Raw genomic sequence first — 22,155 nt, 5'->3', positions numbered from 1 at the left:
GGGAAATTCATGTGGCGGTTATCGAATCGTTAAACAAAGAAGAAATCAAATCTATGACACTATATCAAGTCACTCAAAGCACCGATAACGGCAACGGGGACACGGTAGGCACCCTCAGCTATGCTATCCGCCAAGCTAACGTGAATGAAGGGGTTGACAGTATTGAGTTCAAAACGAACACCAGAATTACCGGGGTGATGAAGACCCTGCCCGACAGTGATATCGTGGTCATCGGCAATGGCAAGACCGTCAGTGGCGATGCCAACAACAATGGGCGAGTCGACAGTGGAGATGTGCGTCCGTTCTTCATCAAGTCGGGAAACGTGAAATTCTGCGACCTGACTATAGCCACTAGCACCGCTAAAGGAGGGGATGGTAAAAGCGGTGGAGGAGGCGGTGCGGGAATGGGAGGAGGGATGTTCATCTACGGAGGGGATGTCTTTTTGAGCAATGTAACTTTTGACACTAACCTAGCGGTAGGTGGCAACAGTATCAGTAACAATTCTATCCAAAAAGGCGGCGGGGGTGGTATGTTCGGCGACGGCGGCTTTGGTGGCGGCGGTCTATTCGGCGACGGCAGCAGAGACGGCGGCTATGGTGGCAATGGGAACTACGGCGGCAGCGCTGGCATCAACGGTGGCAGAAGCCCTGGCATCAACGGTGGCTTCGGCGGCGGCGGGGCTGGCGGCGACAGCTTCAGCAACTTCCAAGGCGGCAACGGCGGCTTTGGCGGCGGCGGCGGCTACGGCTTTGGCGGCGGCGGCAGCAACGGCGGCTTCGGCGGCGGCGGCGGCAACGGCGGCTTCGGCAACGGCGGCTACGGCGGCGGCGGCGGCTACGGCGGCTTCGGCAACGGCGGCTACGGTGGTGGCCGTGCCGGCCGCGGCGCGAATGACAACAAGGGTGGCGGTGGTGGTGCAGCTATGGGAGGTGGTATTTTTATCCGTAGTGGCACACTCACCCTCAATTCCGTCACTCTGGATAACAACCAAGCTATTCCCGGCAGTGGAGCCAATGGCGGTATAGGCTTTGGAGGGGGATTGTTCATTATGCAGTCCACTGTAAATTCCAGCATAGAAAATAACCAAGGAATGCCCACCTCTTTACCTACTGTTGTCTCTGAGGGGATGATGCCAACTTTCTTACGTAATTCCGGCGCCGACGGTACTAGCAACGTATTTGGCACCATCACTACGGTGACTGAACCCAAGGCTGGTAATGATCTAATCAATGGCACTAGCAGCAACGAAACCTTTGATGGCGGTGCTGGTAACGACACTGTAAATGGTGGCGGTGGCAACGACATCTTACTCGGAGCCCTTGGCAACGACTTCCTCAACGGCAATGCTGGGACTGACATACTCTACGGCGGACTCGGCAATGACGCGCTCAACGGTGGTGCTGGCAATGACACCCTGATTGGCGGTGCAGGGCCCGATCGCTTTATCTTCAATTCAGGACAACAGTTCACCCAAGCTAACGCCGAATTAGTGGGACAAGATACCATCACCGATTTCGTGCGAGGTACTGACAAGATTGTTCTATCCAAGACCACTTTCACAGGCATTGATAGTGCAGTGGGCGATGGATTCAGTCAAAGTGGGGAGTTTCGAGTAGTCGAGAATACGAATGCCCTCAGCGACCTTCTTGGGAGTCTCGGACCAGTCAATATTGTTTACAACAAACAGACGGGAGGCTTGAACTACATCTCTGACAGTCCTGCGGCGCTGAGGTTCACTCGAATTGCCACGATTCAAGGCAACCCACCACTGAATGCGAGCGATTTTCAGATTGTCGCCTAGCCAGGGTAAAACCATCTAATTAGAGGGGAAAGGTAAAAGGGGAAAGGGAAAGGATTAAAAACCTTTCCCCCTTCCCCGTTACCCCTTATTTTTAGTAACTAACCAAAACCGAATGACACAGCCGAAACTACACTTCATCTCTGGATTACCCCGTTCGGGTTCCACCTTACTCGGAGCTTTACTGTGGCAAAATCCCCGATTTCACGCTAGCATGAGCAGTCCTGTTGGGGGTCTGGTCAACAGTATGCTGGAAGCCATGAGTGAGAATAATGAGTTTTCAGTCTTTATTACACCAGAACAAAAACAAGCTCTAACTTTAACGATTTTTTCTACTTTCTATCAGCCCCAAGCCGACAAAGCAATTATCTTCGATACCAATCGCCTTTGGTGTAGCAAATTGCCTTTAATCCACCAGCTATTTCCCGACGCCAAAGTGATTTGCTGCGTGCGGAATCTCGCTTGGATAATGGATAGTGTCGAACGGTTGATTAGGAAAAATGCTTTTGATGTGTCGCGTTTATTCAATAATTCTGGTGAACGTTCTACCGTTTACACGCGCACCGAAGCTTTAAGTCAGTCGGGAAGGTTAGTCGGCTTTGCCTATAACGCTCTCAAAGAAGCTTTTTATAGTGAATATAGTGAATCTTTACTCCTGGTGGACTACGACATATTAAGCCAAGCTCCTGATAAAACTTTATCGCTGATTTATCAATTTCTGGGAGAAGAACCCTTCGAGCATGATTTTACCAACGTGCAGTACGAAGCCAACGAATTCGATCGCCGACTAAATACAGATGGACTGCATCATGTGCGCTCTAAAGTCGAGTTTCAACCTCGTGCAACCGTTTTACCCCCTGATTTGTTTGCTCAATATGAGGGTTTATCTTTCTGGGAGACTCCGACGAGTAGTAGTCTAGCAAATGTGATTGTTGCCCAGCCAAAGATTCCCGTAGCCCCTCCAATCGATGCAGCGGTGTTTGACTCTCTAAATGCTTCTAATTCAAAAAAATCAAGTAAGTCAAAAAGCTAATTATCGAAGAAAGGTAGAGGGCAGTCTTGCTGAAGGCTTTTATGGATCGATCGCGAATCCGAATGCCCGATCGCTCCGCGTTAGCGACGCAGGAGCGTCACAGTCTGCGCGATCGCTAATGATTTTTCACACTTTTTTGATATCCAGTCCTGGACGCAACTGACACATAGCGATCGCTACGATTGCCCTTACCCATCATCGTAACCCGTCTTATAGTGCCAGTTACGTAAGTCCTGTATCTATTGCCGCCACCTGTCAAATTGGTCTTCGGAACAGCCATTAATAAATTGATTGTTCACCCAACCGTCAAGGATTGTCAAAGTTTCATTAGGAGGATTACCCGAAAATCTGGCCGCAATTTTCACCCAATTACCTTGTCTGCTGACAGCTCTAACTCCGTCTCCTCTTTTGAGTTTAGCTACAACCGCGTACTTATTGCCTGGGCCTTTGCGAATGTTAACAGCGCCACCTTCACCTGTAATAAATGAGCAATGAGTTTGCTTTTTTAAAGCTTCTGCTTTTGCGGGAGCAAGGCTTTGCTGCTTGCCGAAAACAGGAAAGCTGTAAAGTGAGAAGCTAAAACTTGCAACGACGGCTGCAATAAAAAAGGCTTTTGATTGAGTAAAAATTAGCATTATTTCATTTCCGTGGATTGACTGAACTGAAGTCCTGACTATGAATTTTTTGAGAAGGATTTCAGTTCTTACTACTAACTATTATTTGACCGAGGCAAACCATTCGGTAACACCTTGGGCAATCGCCTCAGCTAATTTCTTTTGTTCTGTCGGATTCACAATCCATTCAAATTCTTCGGGATTGATCATAAATCCCAATTCCATTAAAACAGATGGAGCAACGGCAGGACGAGTCATGGCTAAGTTGTTCCAGAATACACCATAGCTCGGACGGTTCAACTTGGCAACTAAATAATTGTGCAAAAATATTGCCAAACTGTGCGCTTGCGGGTGAAACCAGAAAGCGCCGACGCCTTTAGTCTTAATGGCATCGCCGTTATCCGGCAAAGCATTGTAGTGTATCGAAATTGCGATCGCAGGTTCTTCTTTTTGAATCATTTCCACCCTCGGCGGCAAATCCAAATCCACATCTTCTACCCGCGTCATTACCACATTCGCGCCCCGATTTAGCAATTCCTGTTGCACCAATTTTGACACAGTTAAAGCTACTGTTTTTTCTCTAATCCCCACTGGACTCACCGCACCTCCATCCTCCGGCCCGCCGTGTCCCGGATCGATGAGAATCTTAATTCCCGACAGCGGCTTTGCTTGCGAATTGGGCACCGCGCTTGTATTGGTCGGCGGGTGTTTTAAAGACAACACTAAAGTTGTGCCATCGTATCTCAACTTGTAACCCCACTGCTGGGCAGATTTGAGATTAAAAGTGTATTGTACTTGCAGCGGCGAGATTTGTTGCCATTCCAAACGTGAAATTACCGGGTCATTAGAGACGCGAATAATGTCAGTTTGAGCAGTAGTATTGTACAGGGTTAAAGTGAAGGTGCGTTCTGCTTCCTGCACGGTGACTGGGACAGGTGTTTCTAAGGGGAACAACACCTCTGTCCAGCCGGAAACTTGACGCGAGCTGGCGCTACGAATAATCGATCGCGGAGGCACTGAATCCTGGACAATTCGCACTTCCGAGGCTTTAATCCAAGCACCGTAATCGAGTCTGAGCCATTCTCCCTCGCGCCCAATAATTGTTGCTCGCGTTCCCTTCGGCAGCGGTGTCATCCGAGAAAAATCTGTGCTTGCCCCGGTTCTGGCGACACCAGGATCTGCTGTTACTTCGGCTATTTCTAAGTCAGCCGGAGAAAGAATAGTAATCTTGCCAGTACCTTGTTGGCTGATAGTTTTATCATTCATTGTTAGCTCAAATACAGGCACTCCTAATTCAACTTTTTCAGCCTTGGGTAGGGAAGATCTAGACTCATTGCTTCCCGTTGCCAATGGTGGGGTGGGGGGAGTTTTAGCACAGCCTTGATACTGTTGGCTGCCGCCTTTTTTGATGGGGGAATTTGCGTCTAACAGTACAGATGCGTTGTCGGGTAATTCGACTTGCGATCGCGCTTTTAAAGGAATAGTAACACCCGCCAATTTCACTGAAACTTGAGCATTCGCAGGTGCGATCGCCCCAAAGCAAATATATTCTCCCGGCAAACTCGCGACATCGACTTTCGGCGTCAGGGAATCTTTAGCAAAAGCCAATCCTACAGGGGCTTCCGGCTGATTCGACTCGCGCGTCACCTTAATTTTGACTTCCTGATTGTCGTAACGCAAGGTAAAGAGATTTTCGCCGAGTTGCAGCGGAAAAGTCGGGGCGAAATGCCCGGATGCGGTGCGCGAAATTTGGTTGCCATTTACTAACACTTGTCCCGGTGCAGGCGCTGTACCGATTAAAAAGATGCGATCGGCTGTAGTTTTGTGGTTGGCGGGAGGATAAGCGAGAAACAAAGGTTGAGTGGCGACAGCGACAGAGGCGATCGCCATTATCAGCCCAAACACACATAATGCTAAAAATTTTCTCATTCTAAACCGCAACTAATTGAGACTCTGTGGGTTATTTATACTAGAACTTGCCCTACGAAACCGGATTTCTGAGGATTAGTCGTAAGTCTTATTTACTAGACAGAGCCAATTTTATCAGGTTTGTAGTTGCAATTGAGCGATCGGCAATATAAATTCCCGCGTCAAACCATTAAGTTTTAATTAATTCAGAGGGCGTTCTCCACAGTTGCTCCAACCGATTCGCCGGCATCGTCAAATACAAAACATCCCCCGTACTCAAACAACAATTCAGTAAATCCCAGCCGTGGAGAGTTTGACACTTAGTTTCCGCATAAAGAGGCACAAAATCAGCAGACATAGCAGCATCTTGAATGCGGTAGCCACAGAAAGGATGGTTTGGCGTAATCAATGTGGCCAAGCAAACCCAGAGACTATCAGCAGTCATCCCGTTGCCCAAAATTCTGCCTCCAATTGCCGCCGCCGCGAAAGCAGGAGCCGCCAATTCCGTCGGGTTCAAAACTCCTTCAAACTCAAAAACTTGCTGCACCATCAAAGCAAAATGTGGGTCTTGATTGCGCACAATAACTGATAGTTTTGGTGCCAATCCTTTAGCACTCAAGGCAATTTCGACATTAGACATATCGCTGCTAGTTACCGCCAAAAGTGCTGCCGCTTGCTTAACATTAGCAGCTTCCAAAGTTGCAGGTAAACTGGCACTTCCCTGAATGACCGGAATTTTCATTGAGCGAGCCGTGTTCAGAAAGCGGCAGTTTGGATCTTGCTCGATTGCCACAATATCGTAACCGTTAGTGTGCAGTTCTTTAGCAATTTGGATACCAATTCCTCCGAGCCCGCAAATAATGTAATGATTGCGCTGCGGAACTCGCGCTACATCCCAATATTCGGTAAAGCGAGTTCCCAAGACATAATCGTTGAGCAGTGCGTAGCAGATGCCGATGATGCCAGCTCCAACTAACATCATGACAACTGTAAATAGTTTAATGCTTTCAGGAGCTTGTTCGGCTACTTTTTCATGGCCTCCGGCTCCGGTAATCATCCCTACTGAAAAATACAGAGAATCAACAATTGAGATATGCTCGTCAACACAAATATAGGTGGCAGTAGCAACGGCAATCATTGCCAGCAGCGTCAGTACAACAATTACTGCTGCTTGGCTGTGCTGCTGAAATCGGTGCAGGTTAGTTAATGTTTTGAGCAGTTTTTGAGTGAAAGTTTTTTGGGGGCTGTGGAGAGTCGGCTGAGTGGCAACAATTAGCCGATCGCCCTGCTGACACTGCCGATCGGCAAGCACCGCCGATACTAAATCAGTTTTGTTAGCAGCCGGCAGATAATAAATCAACATTCGCGATCGATCGTCCCACAAATCGCTGAGTTTTTGATTTTTCCAAGGATGTGTTTCATCGATATATTCTTCGTGAATCGGCCAAGTGCGATCGAACAAACGCAACTGTCCGATTGCCTGATTTCCGAGAGCTGCAAAGGCAAAAACCGGAGCCGCCAACGATGAAACGCTCATGGAAGTGTGATCGGGCAAAGTGTGATCAATCCTGTCGCCCAAGCTAGTATTGAACAATCTGTTGATGATGCGAATCTGAGGATTGAGAATCCTCGCTTGCATCAAAATTGCCAAATTCACAGCATCATCGTCTCCTGCAATTACTAAAGTGTGAGCGTTTTGAATGCCAGCAGCCAACAAGGTAGAAGCTGCTTGCAAATTCCCGACAACCACATCAGAAGTTTCGCCGCGAATTGGGCGATCGCTAATACCGATCGCGATCGCTCCTTGCTGTCTCAACAAACAAAAAATCTTGTGTCCCGTGTGCCCCAACCCGCAAACAATGATTCGAGGTTTCATAAAAAGTTATTTGCCAGCCAATTTCGGAGCTGTCCTTCGTAATTTTACTTACCATTGTTGACTCTCCTGGCTTTGCAGAATGTAGCTAAAAACACTATCTAGAATACTTGTGCCACAGTCTCGAAGTGTTGGAACAAGGAAAGGGCCGTGCCGTGTGCCTAAAGCCGCGTTCCCAAGTTTTGAAACAAGGACACAGCAGTGCCCTGTACCTACAGATATGAGGTGCAATAACGTAATTTAATATTTGAAAAATATCCGGGTGCGACAGCCCACCAGCAGAAATTGAATAGGTAGGGACACAGTCCTGTCCCTACAACTATGACTTCCTACATAAATTTAGCTGCCTTAGCGGCAGGAGTTATTATGAAATTCACTGCACCCTTATTAGCATCCGCTTTAGTTTTCGCCGGTACTGTCGCCTTTGCAAGCCAAGTGCAAGCAGCTCCAACGAGCAACTGGAATAACACTAGAACAACATTTCAGTGCGTTACTTCCGGTCGCAATTTTGTCACAATTGCACGGCGGGGAAATGTCACGACCGATCCAATGATTCTGTGGAAATCTACCGAGTTCGGCCGCGAATATACACCTTGGCAGCGCTGCCAAATTGTTTCCAATAGATTGACCAAAGCTGTTGCCCAGAATGGCGGAAGATTGAGCAACTTGCAGTTAACAACAGGAATTGTTAATAACTTGCCCGTAGTTTGTTACGTAAACGGACAGGGGCGCTGCAACTCTCAAAATCTGCTGTTCACCCTAGACAAGCGAAATGCTAAAAATCCCGGTGATGCTTTAACGAGATTGATTAACTTTGCCCAAGACGGCAGCGGGCCAGTTACAACGTTCAGAACCGGATCTCAATCGGCGGCACCGCAGTTTGTTCCCTTTGGAGATATGGTCGATCGAGCTTTTAACTCTCCCAATAAGAAACCGTCAGTTCCGGTAGCAAAACCGCAGGGCGATCGGGGTATTTAATAGCCGCGCCTCTAACGTGCACCTGAAAAAATTGGAAACTATTGTGGGGTGGGCTTCTAGCCCGCCCCTAAATATTTAGACTAAAAAAACTATACTGTCACCCCTTCAATCTTCTCATCAGTTAACTCATATAACTCGCGCAACTGCTGCAACTTATCGGCATCCGGCTGCCAAAAACCCCGCCCGTTAGCCTCCAACATTCGCCCTACAATATTGCGAAAAGCTTCAGGATTTGCCTCGCGCAACTTCTCCGCCATCTCCTCATCCAAAGCATAAGTATCAGCCGCCTGATCGTAAACCCAACCATCAGTAAAATCAGCCGTTCCGCCCCAACCAATTAACGCCGTCATGCGCTGCGAAATTTCATAAGCGCCGCCAGAACCTTGATTTGCCATCGCGTTAGCCCACTTAGGATTTAGCAACTTAGTTCGATATTCCAAGCGCAGCAAATATTCTAAATTGCGCGGCGTGGTATCCTGAGAAAAACTTTCTACAAAACTCGTGTTAACCTTTTTGCCGCGCTGCTTTTCTGCGGCTTTCTTCAAACCGCCAGTATTGGCATAATACTCTTGAATATCAGTCAAACCGTATTCAACAGAATCAATTTCTTGAATTATGCGATCGCACCCTTGCAACAACTGAGTCAAAACCTCCGGCCTCGCTTCCCCCTTATCCTTTCTCCCGTAACTAAAAACATTGCGACTTTCCCAAGTCTTCCCCAACTCATCCCCCGATTCCCAACTACCATCAACAACCCGATCGTTAACCAAAGAACCAAAATCGCCAGCCGGATTAGAAAACAACCTTGCCGAATAATTCTGCACGCCTTGTGCTTGCAAAATCAAAGCGTGTTTGCGGATAAAATTCTCCGATTCCGGTTCATCAGCATCCGCCGCCCGTACGAACAAATCATCCAACAATTCAATAATATTCACAAAGCTATCTCGGAAAATACCCGAAAGATTTCCCAACACATCAATGCGGGGATGACCGACATCAGCTAACGGTTTTAACTCATAGCGAACAATGCGGCCAGTACCTTCTTTAAGAGGTTCAGCCCCCACCAATTCCAGCAGAATTCCAATAGATTCGCCCCGCGTTTTAATCGCATCCAAACCCCACAACATCACCGCCACAGTCTCAGGATAATTCCCATGTTCTTGAAGGTGCTTCTCAATAATGTTTCGAGCAATTTCGCGCCCCCTTTCATAAGCAGCAGGAGAAGGCATCCGATAAGGATCTAAAGCGTGAATATTTCGACCAGTTGGCAACACCCCAGCCCCATCCCGCAACAAATCCCCACCCGGTGCAGGAAGAATATATTCCCCATTCAAACCTCGCATAAGATTAGTCAACTCATCCGTCGTTTGCAACAACAAATCCCTAACTAGCAAACCCTCCTCAAAAACCCCACCAAACCCCTCTTTCTCTTCTTCTCTGCGCCCTCTGCACTTCTGCGGTTCATTTTCTTCAAAAACCAGTTTTTGCACCTGTTCCTGTGATAACCTCTCCCCAAAATAAGCCTCAAGATAAGAGGTCATTTCCTCAGAATTAGGCGGTTCTCCGAAAACGTGCAAACCCGATGAAAATAAGCGAGATTCCACCACCTGCAAATACTCATAAAGCTTCACCAAATAGCGGTTAAAAGCATCAGCACTGAACATTCCCACATTCTCAAAACTAAAAGCAATCCCCAACTTGCGAGCCTCATCAAACGGACAATCAGCCTCCAAACCGCTATCTAAAATTTTCTTACAAATAGCCTCTTTGAGCACATAATTCTTTGCTGTATCTTCTCGATATTCCGCAATCAAATCCCGCAAAGCCATCAATTCCTTGTACAAGCCAGCGCGACCGTATGGCGGCACATTGTGAGAAATCAAAACACCGTAACCGCGCCGTTTTGCCAACATCGATTCCGAGGGATTGTTAGCAGCATAGATATAAAGATTCGGCAAACTTCCCAACAGAATATCCGGCCAAGAATAGCCAGTATTTCCCAGAGGAGAACCGGGCAACCATTCAACAGTGCCGTGCATTCCGAAGTGAACCACAGCATCAGCTTGAAAATCATTTTGCAGCCACTTGTAAAAAGCAGCGTATTGAGGGTGAGGCGTCAAATCGCGATCGAACATTAAGCGCATCGGATCGCCCGAAATCCCCAGCGGCGGCTGCAAACCTATCCAAACATTCCCCAGTTGAATGCCACCGATATGGAACTCGTCGCCGTCAGTCTTAATCCCAGTACCAGTCAAAGATTTCCACTGTTTTTCAATACGACTTATTGACAAATACCCCAGCCACTTCTCCAGATTTTTAACATTAACAGTATTGCCAAACCCTCCCCTCCCATCTGCGTTCATCCGCGTTAATCCGCCCCCATCTGCGGTTGCAGCATCATCCGCCTCTTTCACCCTGCGAATTAACTCCTCACCGTCAGCCGGAATTTCTCCAACTGTATAACCTGCCGCTTGAAGTTTGTGCAGGAAATTTAGCAGCGATTTCGGTACATTTAATAAAGCAGCCGTACCCGCCGCACCGTAACCGGGAGGAAACCCGTAGAGAATAATCGCAATTTTCCTTTCAGATGGCGGAGTTTGGCGCAACTTCACCCAATTGTTAATTCTACTTGTCAGGCGTTTCGCGCGATCGGGCACCAGATAAATATCCTCACCCACCAAACCGCCCAGGGGAACAGGATCGATCGCGCCATCCAACTCAGGCAAAGCATACAATACCACACTTTGCAAACCCCCAATCCCCTGACGAGTCCAAGAATGGATATCCTGAATCAGCAGAGGTGCGGACACAAAATAAGGTACATTTTTAGCAGTTAAAATCCGCTTAGCAACTTCCACCTGCCTTCCACCTTCCATCGAACCAGCAGGCCCGCCAACCAAAGGAAAGCCAATAGTAGAAACAATCGCATCAACTTCCACAGCATCTTTAGAAAGCGAAAGAGTTTCAATATTGCCTTGTTTGCGCCGCGCAGTTTCATCAGCAGTCGTCATCCAATCCCGCACCGCCACATGGCCTTCAACGCCATTGATAAAAATCGGCAAAGGCACAATTCCCGCATCTTCAAAATAGCGAATTAATTGAGGAATATAAGGCTGCTTGGTGATAACGTGCTTGCGGTAAAGCAAAATTCCGACAACAGGGGATTTTCCTGTGTGTGAATTTTGACACCAATTGGTGTCAAATTCTGTGGAACGGGCATCTTGCCCGTTAGAAACCCGGTCTAAATTTTCAGACCAATTCGTCTCAAATTTTGTAGAACGGGCATCTTGCCCGTTATAACCCTTTCTATCAAGATGTCTACCCTCTTTTGTGGAACGGACATCTTGCCCGCTACCAATTTGATTACCGAGATACCAATCCAAATATTGCCGAGGCGATTCAAAATAACCATTATAATCGGGATGCAATAAACCCATATTGGGAGTTTCCACAGGCGGCGGAATTTCTGCAACCTTCAGCCCCAAATACTTTTCGGCAATAATCCAAAACATCGAGACAACATTATCCGCACCGCCCGCATTCCAGTAACCATAAATAATCAGCCAGTTTCGCAAATCCTGCACTTTTTGCACCGGCACATACTTTAATAACTTCGGCCCAACCTTCAAAAAGCTGATGTAACCAGCCAGCTTATCTTCTTCTCGCCCATTGCTGAACTTATCCAAAATAAACTTAACCGGTTTCGGCATTCCCTTCGGCTTGTCGCCAATTTTAAAAGCGCCGATTTGAGTAAGACTCATCAATTCCAAAGCCGACTCAAAAACCAGGCGAATCGGGATATGTTGCACCCTTTCCCGCAACCACATTACCGCATCGTAATCAAACAGCAAACTCCCGAAAAACACATCAGCATTCAAGAGGGCGGCTGCTACAGCATCGGGTTCATCTGCGAGGGCGCGATCGCTAAAAACCCGCACTTCCAATCCCTGACAGCCAGAAACAGCCAACTCGGCAGCTTTGCGGTACAAATCAGCATTAAAAGATTCAAACCCTGCAATTAAGACAATGCGTTTCACAGCCCTACCTCGAAATATTTGCTTCTTTTAATGATAGACTAATTGCAGAAAATCACAGGCAAGATGCCTGGGTCACTAATAAAACAGAAAAACTACTTGCTTCACTTCTTACTTTTCCTTCGCGCCCTTCGCGCCTTCGCGGTTCGTCAAATATTTATTCTGAAAGTAACAAAAGATTAAAATAATCAAACCACTCCAAACACACACATAATTAAAACCGTGAAGCGAATACCTCCCGCAATAGTTATCTTAGGTCAAAACAGCCTGCCGATCGCCAAAAAAATCTCCGCACATTTCCCCGGTTCCCAGATTTACGGTTTAATCGATCGCACTTCCAACACAGACATCAACTTTAGCAACTTCGGCGAAACATTGCGGGAATTATTTGCAACAGAAACCCCAATCATCGCCATCTGCGCCGCCGGAATTATCATCCGTACCCTCGCCCCGCTGCTGTCAGACAAACGCGCCGAACCGCCAGTTTTAGCCGTCGCAGAAGACGGAAGCGCCGTAGTACCGCTGCTGGGCGGTTTGCACGGCGTTAATGATTTGGCCAGAGAGATTGCAGCAGCCCTCGGCGTACAACCTGCAATTACAACAACGGGAGATATCCGGTTTCGCACCGCGTTGCTGAGTCCTCCCCAAGGCTATTATTTGGCAAATCCAGAGGACGCGAAGACTTTTATTTCAAATTTGCTCGCCGGGGCAAAAGTACGCCTAGAAGGGGCTGCAAGCTGGCTTTCTGAGAGCAATTTGCCGTTAGCGAAGCCCTCGAAGAGGATCGCCCCCGACGCAAAATTGACTATCCGCGTCACCGAAAAAGCAATTGCGCCAACGCCCGATTGTTTAGTTTACCATCCGCAAAATGTGGCATTTGCACTCACAAAGCTATCGAATATTGAGCCGGAAATAGCGGTTTTATTGGTCAATCAAGTGTTGGAAAATGCAGGTTTAGCAGCAGCTTCTGTGGCGGGATTTTTTGCATTAAAAGAGGAGATGGGAAATCCGGCACTTGAAGCAGTTTCACAATATTTTAAAGTCCCCGTCCGCTTTTTCAATCTCTCCGAACTTGTCGAATTAGACTCAATTGAATTCATCGAAAATAAGGCCGCACAAATTGCCCTGACAGCAGCCGGTGCCAACAGTCACTTAATCGAGTCCGATCGCACTTTATCCCTGAATTGCGCGATCGCCCTAGCCGCCGAACCCATAGATGCTAGCGCGATCGGAATTAGCCGTGGCAAACTCGCGATCGTCGGTACCGGCCCAGGAGGCGCGGCCTGGATGTCCCCGGAAGTTAAGGAAATTTTGCGCGAAGCCACAGATTGGGTGGGTTACAAATTCTATCTCGACTTAGCCGGAACCCTGCGGGAAGGGCAAAAGCGCCACGATTCCGACAACCGCGAAGAGATCGATCGCGCCCGTTTTGCCCTAGATTTAGCAGCATCCGGCAAATCTGTAGCCGTCGTTTCGTCGGGAGATCCGGGTATTTTTGCGATGGCTGCAGCGGTGTTTGAGGCGATCGACTTTGACGCCAAACCCGAATGGCAAGGCATCGATATTCGGGTAGCACCGGGCATTTCAGCCATGCAGGCGGCCGCTGCTGCGATCGGAGCACCCCTCGGACACGATTTTTGCGTGATTTCGCTTTCGGATATTCTCAAGCCTTGGAAGGTCATAGAACAGCGGATTTCGGCTGCTGCGATCGCAGATTTCGCGATCGCATTTTACAATCCGATCTCGAAACAGCGGATTTGGCAACTCGCAAAGGCGATCGAGATTTTGTTGCAAAGTCGCGATGCTAATACCCCCGTCATATTGGGGCGAAACCTCGGCCGGCCCGGTCAATCTGTGCGCGTTTGCACCCTCGGCGAATTCCAGCCGCAAGACGCCGATATGAGAACTTTAGTGATTGTCGGTTCGAGTCAAACTCGGATTATTCCTCGCAAATATGGAGATGTTTGGGTTTACACGCCGCGCAGGTACGAAAAATAAGTAAAGCAGCAAAAACTTCGGAAATCAGCAATTGACTCAAAGCTAATTGACTTTGACAAGGATATTTTTTGATCTCGCTGGGGGAAGTCTAGGTTAACAAATGGCGGCGAATCACTCGATCGCGATCGACCTCTTATTTCATCTCATAGTTGTCACTCTCGATTGAGGAGTGATCGCCTTTGATTACAGAAATCCTTGGTACAGAGGATCTCGGCTTCCTGAAGCCGAGTTTTTCTTGCAGATATCGATCGAATTTAGAGAGCGACTCAACCGTAGTAAGGATTTCAGCTTCATTTGGGGAGAGTTACAATTTACGTCTCAGGAAATAAAAAGATTTTTATATAGCCACAATAAAATTAAGGGCGATCGATGTCGGCTAAATTCCTTAATCTGGCAGTAATCTTACAGTTAAAAAAAAGAGCGCCTTCACCAGGATGAGTCTTCTCTATCTGTAGATATACCGAAAAAAGATTTTTTTTGATAGCATACCTTTAAATCAAGGTTAAGAGAAGGGTTAAGAGAACATGAAATTCCAAATTCCTCTAACTCCTGGAGCTGTAACCCAGTTTCTGCTGCGAGTGGTGGTCGGTCTAGTTGTACTATCTTTCTTAAGTCAGATGACTTTGTACTTCTTGCCGGAATACCCGTCTAGAGACTACTTCGCAAAGGCATTCAACGTTGATTACGAGCGGAACATTCCAACCTTATACTCATTTTTGGCATTGTTGTTTAGTTCTATCTTGCTGGGTGTCATCGCCCATGCGAAAAATTTGGATAGCTGTCGCTACAAGCATCAGTGGAAAATTTTATCATTCATATTTTTATATATATCTTTAGACGAAATTGGCCAATTGCACGAAAAATTGGTTGACCCGATGCGAAACCTGCTAAATGCCACAGGATTTCTTTACTTTACTTGGGTTGTGCCGATAAGTTTTCTAGTAGCGATATTTCTCTTATCCTACATTAAGTTTCTGTTGCACCTTCCTGTATCTACAAAAAAATTGTTTGTTGTAGCCAGTGCTCTGTATATTGGAGGTGCATTCGGGGTGGAAATGCTAGGGGGATACCTCGCTTCTACAACGGGGATGGAGAATGTATCCTACGTGATAATAGCGACGATTGAAGAGTCATTAGAAATGGTGGGCATCGTTGTATTTATCCATGCCTTGATGTCATATATCAAGACATATTTAGGCGGGGTAAGTTGGAATATTTACATACAAGGAAAAAATACACAACCTACCGAGATACAAAATACTGGCATAGCTGCCATTAGCGAACTAGCAAACAGAAAGCTATTAAAGTAAATCACTTGAAACCGGGTTTGATGGACAACGAAAATACTGCTCTTGGGTATTTAATCGCAATAAAAAACCCGGTTTATGTGGTTCTGCGCTCTTCGGCGCACCCCATTACTAATATGTAGGCTGCTTGCTGCACTAAACGAGTAATTAGGCGTGAAATAGGTTAGTTCACAGATGACCTTCTCACCTTTACCAGAAAATCGCTAAGAGCAACCTTGGCATGAGGATTTGACGGCAAATGACTTGTAAAACTTGCTTCTTCTAATATATTAATTAGCCGATCGCGCTCTTGCTGATAAAATTCTATATCTGTATTTTCCAGCACAGATTTTTCCTCCCCAGCCAGCTTGCGATCGATCAAATCAGGAATATACGACAATTGGAATTTCTCGTTAAGTTTCACCAAATTCGCCTCGACTTCCCCCGTTTGCATCAAGTGAATCCCAGCCAGCAACACCCGGTAAACGTACAGCAGCGGCTTAACCCGACGCGGCTGTTCTTTCTCAAACAGTTTCCATTGAGTTTTAGCAAAACCGAGATAGTGGTGGCTGTGGTGCTTGGTAATGCAGTTCGAGGCAATAGCCTTTAATTCCTCGTGTTCCTTTGTAGTGTAAACTATCAGCGGCGAATACAGTTGTTCTAGCACGTAGCCGTTGCGCTTCAACAGCAACTCAAAAAATTTCTTAATGTCGTGAGTTACTAAATCGAGTTGCATTCCATCCCGAACTTCAGAAACTTCGATGGTTTCTTCTCCAGAAATTAGTCCAATTACTTTCGGTAGCGGCAAAATGTGTACTCCCCGCAAGTCGAAGTCAGAATCTGCGGAAGGAAAGCCGTATAGATGCGAACCGCTGACAGTCGCAAACAGCAGCGGGTAAGGTTGAACTGAGATAATTGGTGCTAAATCGGAAATGTATTCTGTCATTTATTTCACTCCCCCTCTGCGGCGGCTTTGTTTGACAAGAAGCGATTTCAAGATCCGATTTCGATCGCACCTCTACGAGATTTAATCAAAAACAGGTTCGCTTTCTCGTAATTAGGACGTTCTGGTAAGGAAGTTGCAGCAAAAGCGCGATCGAACTCACCGTGCAAACTCAACCGCCAGCGATTCACCTCATCCCAGGATATTTCTTGGTTGCGGATAGATAAAAGTTGCGATCGATAATCCTGCACCCGAACGGGTACAAACCCCTCCTTGAGCACCGTAATTCCTGACAGCAACAAGCGAATTAAGTGCATCGCGTGCTTCCACCGAATTTCCCCGGTATTGCGGAGGTCTTGCTCCATTTTTTTAAATTGAGACAAAACGTAGCTATTGTAAGTTTGATAAACCAATTGAGAAAGAAAGATTTCCCTAATTTCGAGCAATTCTTGTGCTACAGGAGAAACAGTTTCTACTAAAGGCGTGTACAAACATTCTAGCACATTTGGATTAGCTTTTAGTGCCAAAACTAGAAACTTTTGCAGTTCCCAATAGCATTCCTGATTTTCCTTGTTTTCCAATTGTTCTGGGATGCCGTAAAGCGACCAATGAAGGATTGCGGGCGGCAGGTAAATCCCGCGTCTGTCTGTATCGGATTGCTCGTTATCAAGGCCATAAGCTCTGGAACCAACAATGCAGCGGTAAATTACAGAATCATAGAGGTTGTATTCTGCAAGAAAATCTCCTCCTGAATGCAATCCTTCGCTCTGAAACTGCTTGCGGATACTGAGTTCGTGCCGCCGCAGACTAACTTGTGTTCCGTCTGGGAGTTTAACTAAATATGCGTGGGAATTGTCCGTAGGCGATTGAACGATGACACCTACTAATCCCGGTTTCCAAGATTGGTCGCCTGCGGGGTTTTTGACTTCGATTTTGGTGACAATTTGGGTTCCTGCGGGTAGAATTAAGTTGAAATTTTGAGGAAGATTGGCATTTGCCATCAGGGAACCTCCTGCGGGGCACGAGCTACAATGTTATTGTAGCATAAGTGTAGTATAGAAGGGGAGTTTTGGGCGATCGGCTGTTTTTGCCTTGTTGAACAGTGTGTAATTCACGATCGACGAGGAATACCGCCAGCGCTTTGAGGGGGAGGTGTTGGAGATTGTGGAGACTCACCCGACAATTGCCACGATTAGCAACGGGCAAGCGGTGACGGACTTGCAATTGGTGACGTTAGAGGCTACACTGAGGCAAGAGTTGCGTAGAAAAAACGTGCATTTGTCGGAGTCGAATATTCGCAAGGCGTTTAATTTGAAGGTAATTGGAATCAATACGGTATACTACTTTTGTTCTACAAAGCGCCCAACATTGGAAACGTCTACCAACTCTCCCGGCTCTCACTCTTAAAGTATAGAAGAACACAGAGGCTGATAGATGGATGAAATTGATTGGTTATACCCCTTTGGATGTCTCCCCCCAAGCAATGAAAATGAGTGGTTGAATCTTAAAGACTTTGTAGATATTTATAACTCCATTCATACTACACACTACATCCTAGAATCCTTTCCTGAAAACGATAATCGTACAACTCCCGAACCGGAGATTCTACTTCGTGATGGCGATGCACGGATGGTAATTGAGCGTAAGGCGTTCTCATGGACTTCAGACCATATCAGACATCACCAACTTTGGCATGAGTTTACCAAGACATTTACAAATAAAGTAAGAAGCACTTTTTTCGACGATGTTTATGTGCTTGAGATTAATAATGTAGATATGCCAAAAAACAAGAGAGAAGTGATTAGGTTGGCAAATGAAATAGCAAGCTCAGTTATTGAGCATGAAGCATGGATTAAGAATTCCGAAGGAATTGCCACGGATGAATCACCGTTATGGATCTTCTTCAGAATAGCAGAGATAGACCGAGAGGATGCCCCTATTGAGTCGGGTATTTGTTGTAGTCTGAAAAACCCATTTAAGTTCTATAGCCAACAAGAAATAAGAGATTTATCCACCCAAATAAAATCGGAAGTAGCTAAACTCATTGAACGTGCGGCTCCTAAGTTTGATAAATATCGCGATTGTATCAAGATTTTAATTTTGGAGTTACACACGAACGTCTTAACTTTTTCAATTAAAAGTTTAAGTCAGATTATACAAACTATCGATGTACCTGAAAGTATCGATCAAATCTGGATTGGAGGACAAGTTGAACTGAACAATGGGGAATCAGTATTAGATTATGAGTTAGCCGTAAACAAGCGGAAGTTCGGGATTTAGCCGAATTTTTGCAGTAAAGACAACAACAAAAGCAAGTAAGCTAAAAAAGCTATTACCGATGACAAATAACTTGTCACTTATCATAAAAATTAATGGGCAATGCAGGATTTGAACCTGCGACCCCTTCCGTGTGAAGGAAGTGCGCTACCACTGTGCTAATTGCCCGCAGATAACTAAGATACCATACCAAGTCCAAATTCGCAACTAAATTTTTCATAAAAAATCAGCCGCTTGTTTCCGAGTTAAACTCGACACAATGCCAAGAATACAGGCATTTGTCGAGTCTGGCATCAGTTAACCTGCCACCAACCCGCGGATGGGCCGACAAACCGCACTACAATCCACCAAGCCACCAAAAGACTAATCCCCATCCAGCTTCCGCGACTTGTCCACTTCACAAAATCTTCGCTTTGGGTTTTCGTGATTGGCAGCCAGGGAACGATGCGTTCTTCTTTACCGTATTCGTCGCCGATCGACTCTTTGCGACGCTTAGCTTCACCCATAATCTTTGTCTACTAAATTAGATTTCAACTGGATAGTTACAGGTTTTATAGGCAAATATTACACTTGCCTCGGACAACCATTTTGTAAGGTGTGACCCTCACCGGACGTACTACCACGCCCTGTATTCCCTCGGCAAAAGCGTTGGGAAATGCTTTTTTGACAATGTTAGCGCTGCCATTGACATCGGCATTAATCAGTCTGCCGTCACCAGCACGAAACAACCCTCGCTTAATGCGTTTACCTTTATACTCCGAATGCTTGACACAAGGTTCATTATCTAAAAAAGAACACTTTGAAGTGTAACTTTCTTCAATAACCTTCACAACGATTCCTGCTAACTGCGCTTTATAAGTTAGCATTTCAATAAACCTTGCATGAGGTATGGCTACGAAGTTCTGATTATTCCGCTTGCCGAGATTTATTCCCTGTTTCCAGTTATCGTTTTTACCAATCACCAGTGTCCCGATTCGGTTAGCTGCCAGATGATTGATGATGAATCGACTTGCATTATGCAGGTAATTATCTACTTTTACATTCCGCTTGTGAGTTAATTGTTCAATTTTGATTGATGTCTTTCTTTCCCCCTTCAAGTAGGACTGAAACACTGTCTTATTTTTGTGATAGTAAGCATTGATTGATTTGAGGGGTTTGCCATTTATTATCAGCGGAACCAACCCTTTTTGAGTGGATGTAATTGTCGCTAAATTATTGAGCCCCATATCAATTCCTGCTATCCCTTCTCTACCTGATGATGATTGACTTACATCCTTGGGTTCATAAACTACCTCCATCGAGTAATGGTAAGTTTTTGGGACGATTCTGACTTGATTTACGACCCTAACTTTAGTAGTCAGAAATATCTGGCTTTTCGAGAGATTGATAATTCCTTTCTTGAGCCATTCTTTACTGATGGCTTGAGCGGTGTAAGTCAGGACATTTCTGCCTAATGTTTTGTGTTTGTATCTGGGTATTTTTGGTCGGGCTTTGAATTTCTCTGGATGGATGGCATATTCCTTGGTAGCTTCAAAAAATGATTTCCAGCTTTCATTTAATCTCAATAATACTTGCTGAGATACTTTGGCTGGTAATGCTAGATAGTCAGTCGTTCCCTGACATAGTTTCTGTATTTTGTAATAGTCGAGGTATTCTCCTGAGATAATAAATTTTTGTCTGATTAGGTAGTTAGCGTAGTTGAAAAGATTCTTCGAGAGAAAGCACAAATTATCTAGCTGCTTGTATAGCCAGTGGGTTCGATCGATAATGTGCTTTTCAACTAGCTGCATTGTTGTACCGTCATTTTGACTATTCTATACTAGAAATGGCTATTAATGGCCATAAAGTCAATAAAGTTTTACAATACCTAACCAAATTATACGCCAACAGGTCATCTCAAGCCTGCGTCAGCCAAGTCGTATCCAAATAATCAATCCTCGCAAAAGGACTCAGCGCCGCTAAAACCTGCTGTCCATAACTGCGGTGAATCACCCTACTGTCAAAAATCGCCACCACCCCTTGACGTTCTCGCACCGGCGCGATCGCCCGTTGCAACTCATTCAGCGCCGCCGGCAGCAAATACAACCGAAACCAATCCTTGCGCCGTTCCTTATAATAAGCCACACGCGCCGTCACCAAAGGATTCTCCAAAGAAGGTAGCGGCAAAGTTGCGATCGCCAGCAAGTGAGGCGCCCTCAATTCCCCCTGATGTTCCCGCCAAAACTCCCACCCAGTCACCAAAATCGCATTCTCGCCCACATCAGTCTTTTCTACCTGCACCCGAGAACCGAACTCAGAAGCCAAAATCGCCGCCAGCCGAGCCCTCAGCGGTACATCACCAACAATCAGCACCGTTAAACCCGCCACCGACGCGCTCATCAACAGCAAAGTCCGAATTTCTTCCATTAAAACACCCTGAAATTCCGGCGTATTCGGCAGCGGCAGCCAGTTGGGAATGTACAGTTGAATTAATTCGCTTTGTCGATCGGGCGAAAACTTAACGCTCGTCAATTCTGGCAGTCCCAGCATTTGCCGGAAGATCGGAGCCTTCGGTTCCACATCCACCGCCCCCCCAATCAACACCACAGGCTGAGAATCCCAAATTTTGCTCAAAACCTCAGCCACCTGAATCGGCGCGCAGAACAGAGAAAATGACCCAGCCTCCCGATTAATTTCCGCCCACCGCAATTTTCCGTTTCCTTCCCACCGCAGCCAAAAATTGCTCCAAGCAGCCGGAATTAGGGGGTTTGGCTCGATCGTTTCAAACAGCCCCTCCAAAATATTTTGCTCTGCCGTTTCCAGCAAATAGCACTCCTCTGGTTTCGCCGGATGCTTAAAGAAAGCCCGCGTTAGCATTACCCGCCCTTGGAGGATTGCATCGGCTTCCAAAGGCTGAGATTGCATTAAATCATTCCAATCAGCCGGTTGCAAACACGCTGTCAATTGCTGGCGAGTCCAAACTTCCAAGTCATCCACACCGTCAATAATTGTCGGAATATTCCTGTGTAGTTCCGAATTCCCCGCCAAGCGAGCCGCGAGCCAAGACTCTGGATCGGCTAGCATCAATCCTTGCCCAGTGGCCCGATCCGAATAAGTCTCGATCGACCCCTCTGTTTGCAGCCACTCTTGCAAACGCGGAATTTCCACAGCTCTCAAATGCTCAATCAGCGGTGTCGGCGCCACTAAAATTACAGGCTCTGGCCACATCAAAATCGGCATCAAATAGCTGACTCGATACCGCTGTCGGTAAGCTCCAGCAGGAAGCCCCGTTTGGATCAGAGCGCTGCGCCCCAAGCGCAAAGCCCGCGCCACGAGCCGCGCCATCGTTAAATGGTGAGGCCAGTGCGGCTCGGAGTGCGATCGCAGGAAGCGGAGCAATGAGTTGTGGACTTCTACCTCAATCAATCGGTTT

The 22,155-nt window shown here is 46.5% G+C and carries 16 protein-coding genes and 1 tRNA gene; 7 read left to right on the top strand and 10 right to left on the bottom strand.

Translation table 11 applies throughout. From position 1 onward, the window contains the following. The first annotated feature begins 53 nt into the window (after positions 1-53). Both QUA10_RS04095 and QUA10_RS04090 read left to right on the top strand, forming a co-directional pair. Positions 54-1,802, top strand: coding sequence for a hypothetical protein (locus tag QUA10_RS04095; protein WP_333081333.1), 1,749 nt, complete (start codon positions 54-56; stop codon positions 1,800-1,802). Positions 1,803-1,914: 112 nt separating this feature from the next. After that, positions 1,915-2,832 (top strand): sulfotransferase, encoded by a 918-nt coding sequence (locus QUA10_RS04090; protein ID WP_333081332.1) that lies wholly within the window; start codon positions 1,915-1,917, stop codon positions 2,830-2,832. A 239-nt stretch (positions 2,833-3,071) separates the two neighbouring features. Here the strand turns inward: QUA10_RS04090 and QUA10_RS04085 are convergent, their stop codons facing one another. From QUA10_RS04085 to QUA10_RS04075, 3 genes are all read right to left on the bottom strand, one after another. Next, positions 3,072-3,467: an SH3 domain-containing protein gene (locus QUA10_RS04085; protein ID WP_333081331.1), complete on the bottom strand. Its 396-nt coding sequence runs from the start codon at positions 3,465-3,467 to the stop codon at positions 3,072-3,074. An 81-nt stretch (positions 3,468-3,548) separates the two neighbouring features. Further along, on the bottom strand, positions 3,549-5,375 hold the full coding sequence (locus tag QUA10_RS04080) for an N-acetylmuramoyl-L-alanine amidase (RefSeq protein ID WP_333081330.1): 1,827 nt from the start codon (positions 5,373-5,375) through the stop codon (positions 3,549-3,551). Between the two features lie 169 nt (positions 5,376-5,544). Then, positions 5,545-7,230, bottom strand: coding sequence for an NAD-binding protein (locus QUA10_RS04075; RefSeq protein WP_333081329.1), 1,686 nt, complete (start codon positions 7,228-7,230; stop codon positions 5,545-5,547). Positions 7,231-7,593: 363 nt separating this feature from the next. Here QUA10_RS04075 and QUA10_RS04070 point away from each other — a divergent pair, with 363 nt between their 5' ends. Further along, on the top strand, positions 7,594-8,205 hold the full coding sequence (locus tag QUA10_RS04070; protein ID WP_333081328.1) for a COP23 domain-containing protein: 612 nt from the start codon (positions 7,594-7,596) through the stop codon (positions 8,203-8,205). Between the two features lie 89 nt (positions 8,206-8,294). Here QUA10_RS04070 and QUA10_RS04065 read toward each other — a convergent pair whose 3' ends face one another. Further along, positions 8,295-12,242: a cobaltochelatase subunit CobN gene (locus QUA10_RS04065; protein ID WP_333081327.1), complete on the bottom strand. Its 3,948-nt coding sequence runs from the start codon at positions 12,240-12,242 to the stop codon at positions 8,295-8,297. A gap of 219 nt (positions 12,243-12,461) precedes the next feature. Here QUA10_RS04065 and cobJ point away from each other — a divergent pair, with 219 nt between their 5' ends. After that, a complete protein-coding gene (gene cobJ / locus QUA10_RS04060) occupies positions 12,462-14,237 on the top strand; it encodes a precorrin-3B C(17)-methyltransferase (RefSeq protein ID WP_333081326.1) in 1,776 nt (591 codons plus the stop codon). A 524-nt stretch (positions 14,238-14,761) separates the two neighbouring features. Further along, positions 14,762-15,547 carry a hypothetical protein gene (locus QUA10_RS04055; RefSeq protein ID WP_333081325.1) on the top strand — a complete coding sequence of 262 codons (786 nt, stop codon included), beginning with the start codon at positions 14,762-14,764 and terminating at the stop codon, positions 15,545-15,547. Between the two features lie 160 nt (positions 15,548-15,707). Here QUA10_RS04055 and QUA10_RS04050 read toward each other — a convergent pair whose 3' ends face one another. Then, positions 15,708-16,469, bottom strand: a complete 762-nt coding sequence (locus QUA10_RS04050; RefSeq protein WP_333081324.1) for a nucleotidyltransferase domain-containing protein — start codon at positions 16,467-16,469, stop codon at positions 15,708-15,710. A 47-nt stretch (positions 16,470-16,516) separates the two neighbouring features. Continuing rightward, on the bottom strand, positions 16,517-17,467 hold the full coding sequence (locus QUA10_RS04045; RefSeq protein WP_333081323.1) for a DNA polymerase beta superfamily protein: 951 nt from the start codon (positions 17,465-17,467) through the stop codon (positions 16,517-16,519). A 151-nt stretch (positions 17,468-17,618) separates the two neighbouring features. Here QUA10_RS04045 and QUA10_RS04040 point away from each other — a divergent pair, with 151 nt between their 5' ends. Both QUA10_RS04040 and QUA10_RS04035 read left to right on the top strand, forming a co-directional pair. After that, complete coding sequence (locus tag QUA10_RS04040; protein WP_006631515.1) at positions 17,619-17,873, top strand: hypothetical protein; 255 nt, start codon at positions 17,619-17,621, stop codon at positions 17,871-17,873. Positions 17,874-17,900: 27 nt separating this feature from the next. Then, on the top strand, positions 17,901-18,746 hold the full coding sequence (locus QUA10_RS04035) for a hypothetical protein (protein WP_333081322.1): 846 nt from the start codon (positions 17,901-17,903) through the stop codon (positions 18,744-18,746). 93 nt (positions 18,747-18,839) lie between these two features. Here the strand turns inward: QUA10_RS04035 and QUA10_RS04030 are convergent. From QUA10_RS04030 to QUA10_RS04015, 4 genes are all read right to left on the bottom strand, one after another. Next, positions 18,840-18,911 (bottom strand) — tRNA-Val (locus tag QUA10_RS04030). A 125-nt stretch (positions 18,912-19,036) separates the two neighbouring features. After that, positions 19,037-19,249, bottom strand: coding sequence for a DUF2839 domain-containing protein (locus tag QUA10_RS04025; protein WP_333063857.1), 213 nt, complete (start codon positions 19,247-19,249; stop codon positions 19,037-19,039). Positions 19,250-19,294: 45 nt separating this feature from the next. After that, entirely contained in the window at positions 19,295-20,533 is a 1,239-nt protein-coding gene (locus QUA10_RS04020; protein ID WP_333081321.1) for a transposase, read from the bottom strand. 106 nt (positions 20,534-20,639) lie between these two features. Then, positions 20,640-22,148, bottom strand: a complete 1,509-nt coding sequence (locus QUA10_RS04015) for a helicase C-terminal domain-containing protein (RefSeq protein ID WP_333081320.1) — start codon at positions 22,146-22,148, stop codon at positions 20,640-20,642. Between the last annotated feature and the right edge of the window lie 7 nt (positions 22,149-22,155).

This window comes from Microcoleus sp. Pol8_D6 (assembly GCF_036700965.1).
In the GTDB taxonomy this organism is placed as follows: Bacteria; Cyanobacteriota; Cyanobacteriia; order Cyanobacteriales; family Microcoleaceae; genus Microcoleus.
Note: the sequence above shows the minus strand (reverse complement) of the source record. Positions and strands in the feature narration are given on the sequence as shown.

Excerpts from the sequence above, each read along its gene's own strand:
- QUA10_RS04085 (WP_333081331.1), bottom strand. The coding sequence starts at position 3,467 with ATGCTAATTTTTACTCAATCAAAAGCCTTTTTTATTGCAGCCGTCGTT.
- QUA10_RS04035 (WP_333081322.1), top strand. The coding sequence starts at position 17,901 with ATGGATGAAATTGATTGGTTATACCCCTTTGGATGTCTCCCCCCAAGC.
- QUA10_RS04055 (WP_333081325.1), top strand. The coding sequence starts at position 14,762 with ATGAAATTCCAAATTCCTCTAACTCCTGGAGCTGTAACCCAGTTTCTG.
- QUA10_RS04090 (WP_333081332.1), top strand. The coding sequence starts at position 1,915 with ATGACACAGCCGAAACTACACTTCATCTCTGGATTACCCCGTTCGGGT.
- QUA10_RS04075 (WP_333081329.1), bottom strand. The coding sequence starts at position 7,230 with ATGAAACCTCGAATCATTGTTTGCGGGTTGGGGCACACGGGACACAAG.
- QUA10_RS04025 (WP_333063857.1), bottom strand. The coding sequence starts at position 19,249 with ATGGGTGAAGCTAAGCGTCGCAAAGAGTCGATCGGCGACGAATACGGT.
- QUA10_RS04095 (WP_333081333.1), top strand. The coding sequence starts at position 54 with ATGACACTATATCAAGTCACTCAAAGCACCGATAACGGCAACGGGGAC.
- QUA10_RS04080 (WP_333081330.1), bottom strand. The coding sequence starts at position 5,375 with ATGAGAAAATTTTTAGCATTATGTGTGTTTGGGCTGATAATGGCGATC.
- QUA10_RS04020 (WP_333081321.1), bottom strand. The coding sequence starts at position 20,533 with ATGCAGCTAGTTGAAAAGCACATTATCGATCGAACCCACTGGCTATAC.
- QUA10_RS04050 (WP_333081324.1), bottom strand. The coding sequence starts at position 16,469 with ATGACAGAATACATTTCCGATTTAGCACCAATTATCTCAGTTCAACCT.
- QUA10_RS04070 (WP_333081328.1), top strand. The coding sequence starts at position 7,594 with ATGAAATTCACTGCACCCTTATTAGCATCCGCTTTAGTTTTCGCCGGT.
- QUA10_RS04045 (WP_333081323.1), bottom strand. The coding sequence starts at position 17,467 with ATGGCAAATGCCAATCTTCCTCAAAATTTCAACTTAATTCTACCCGCA.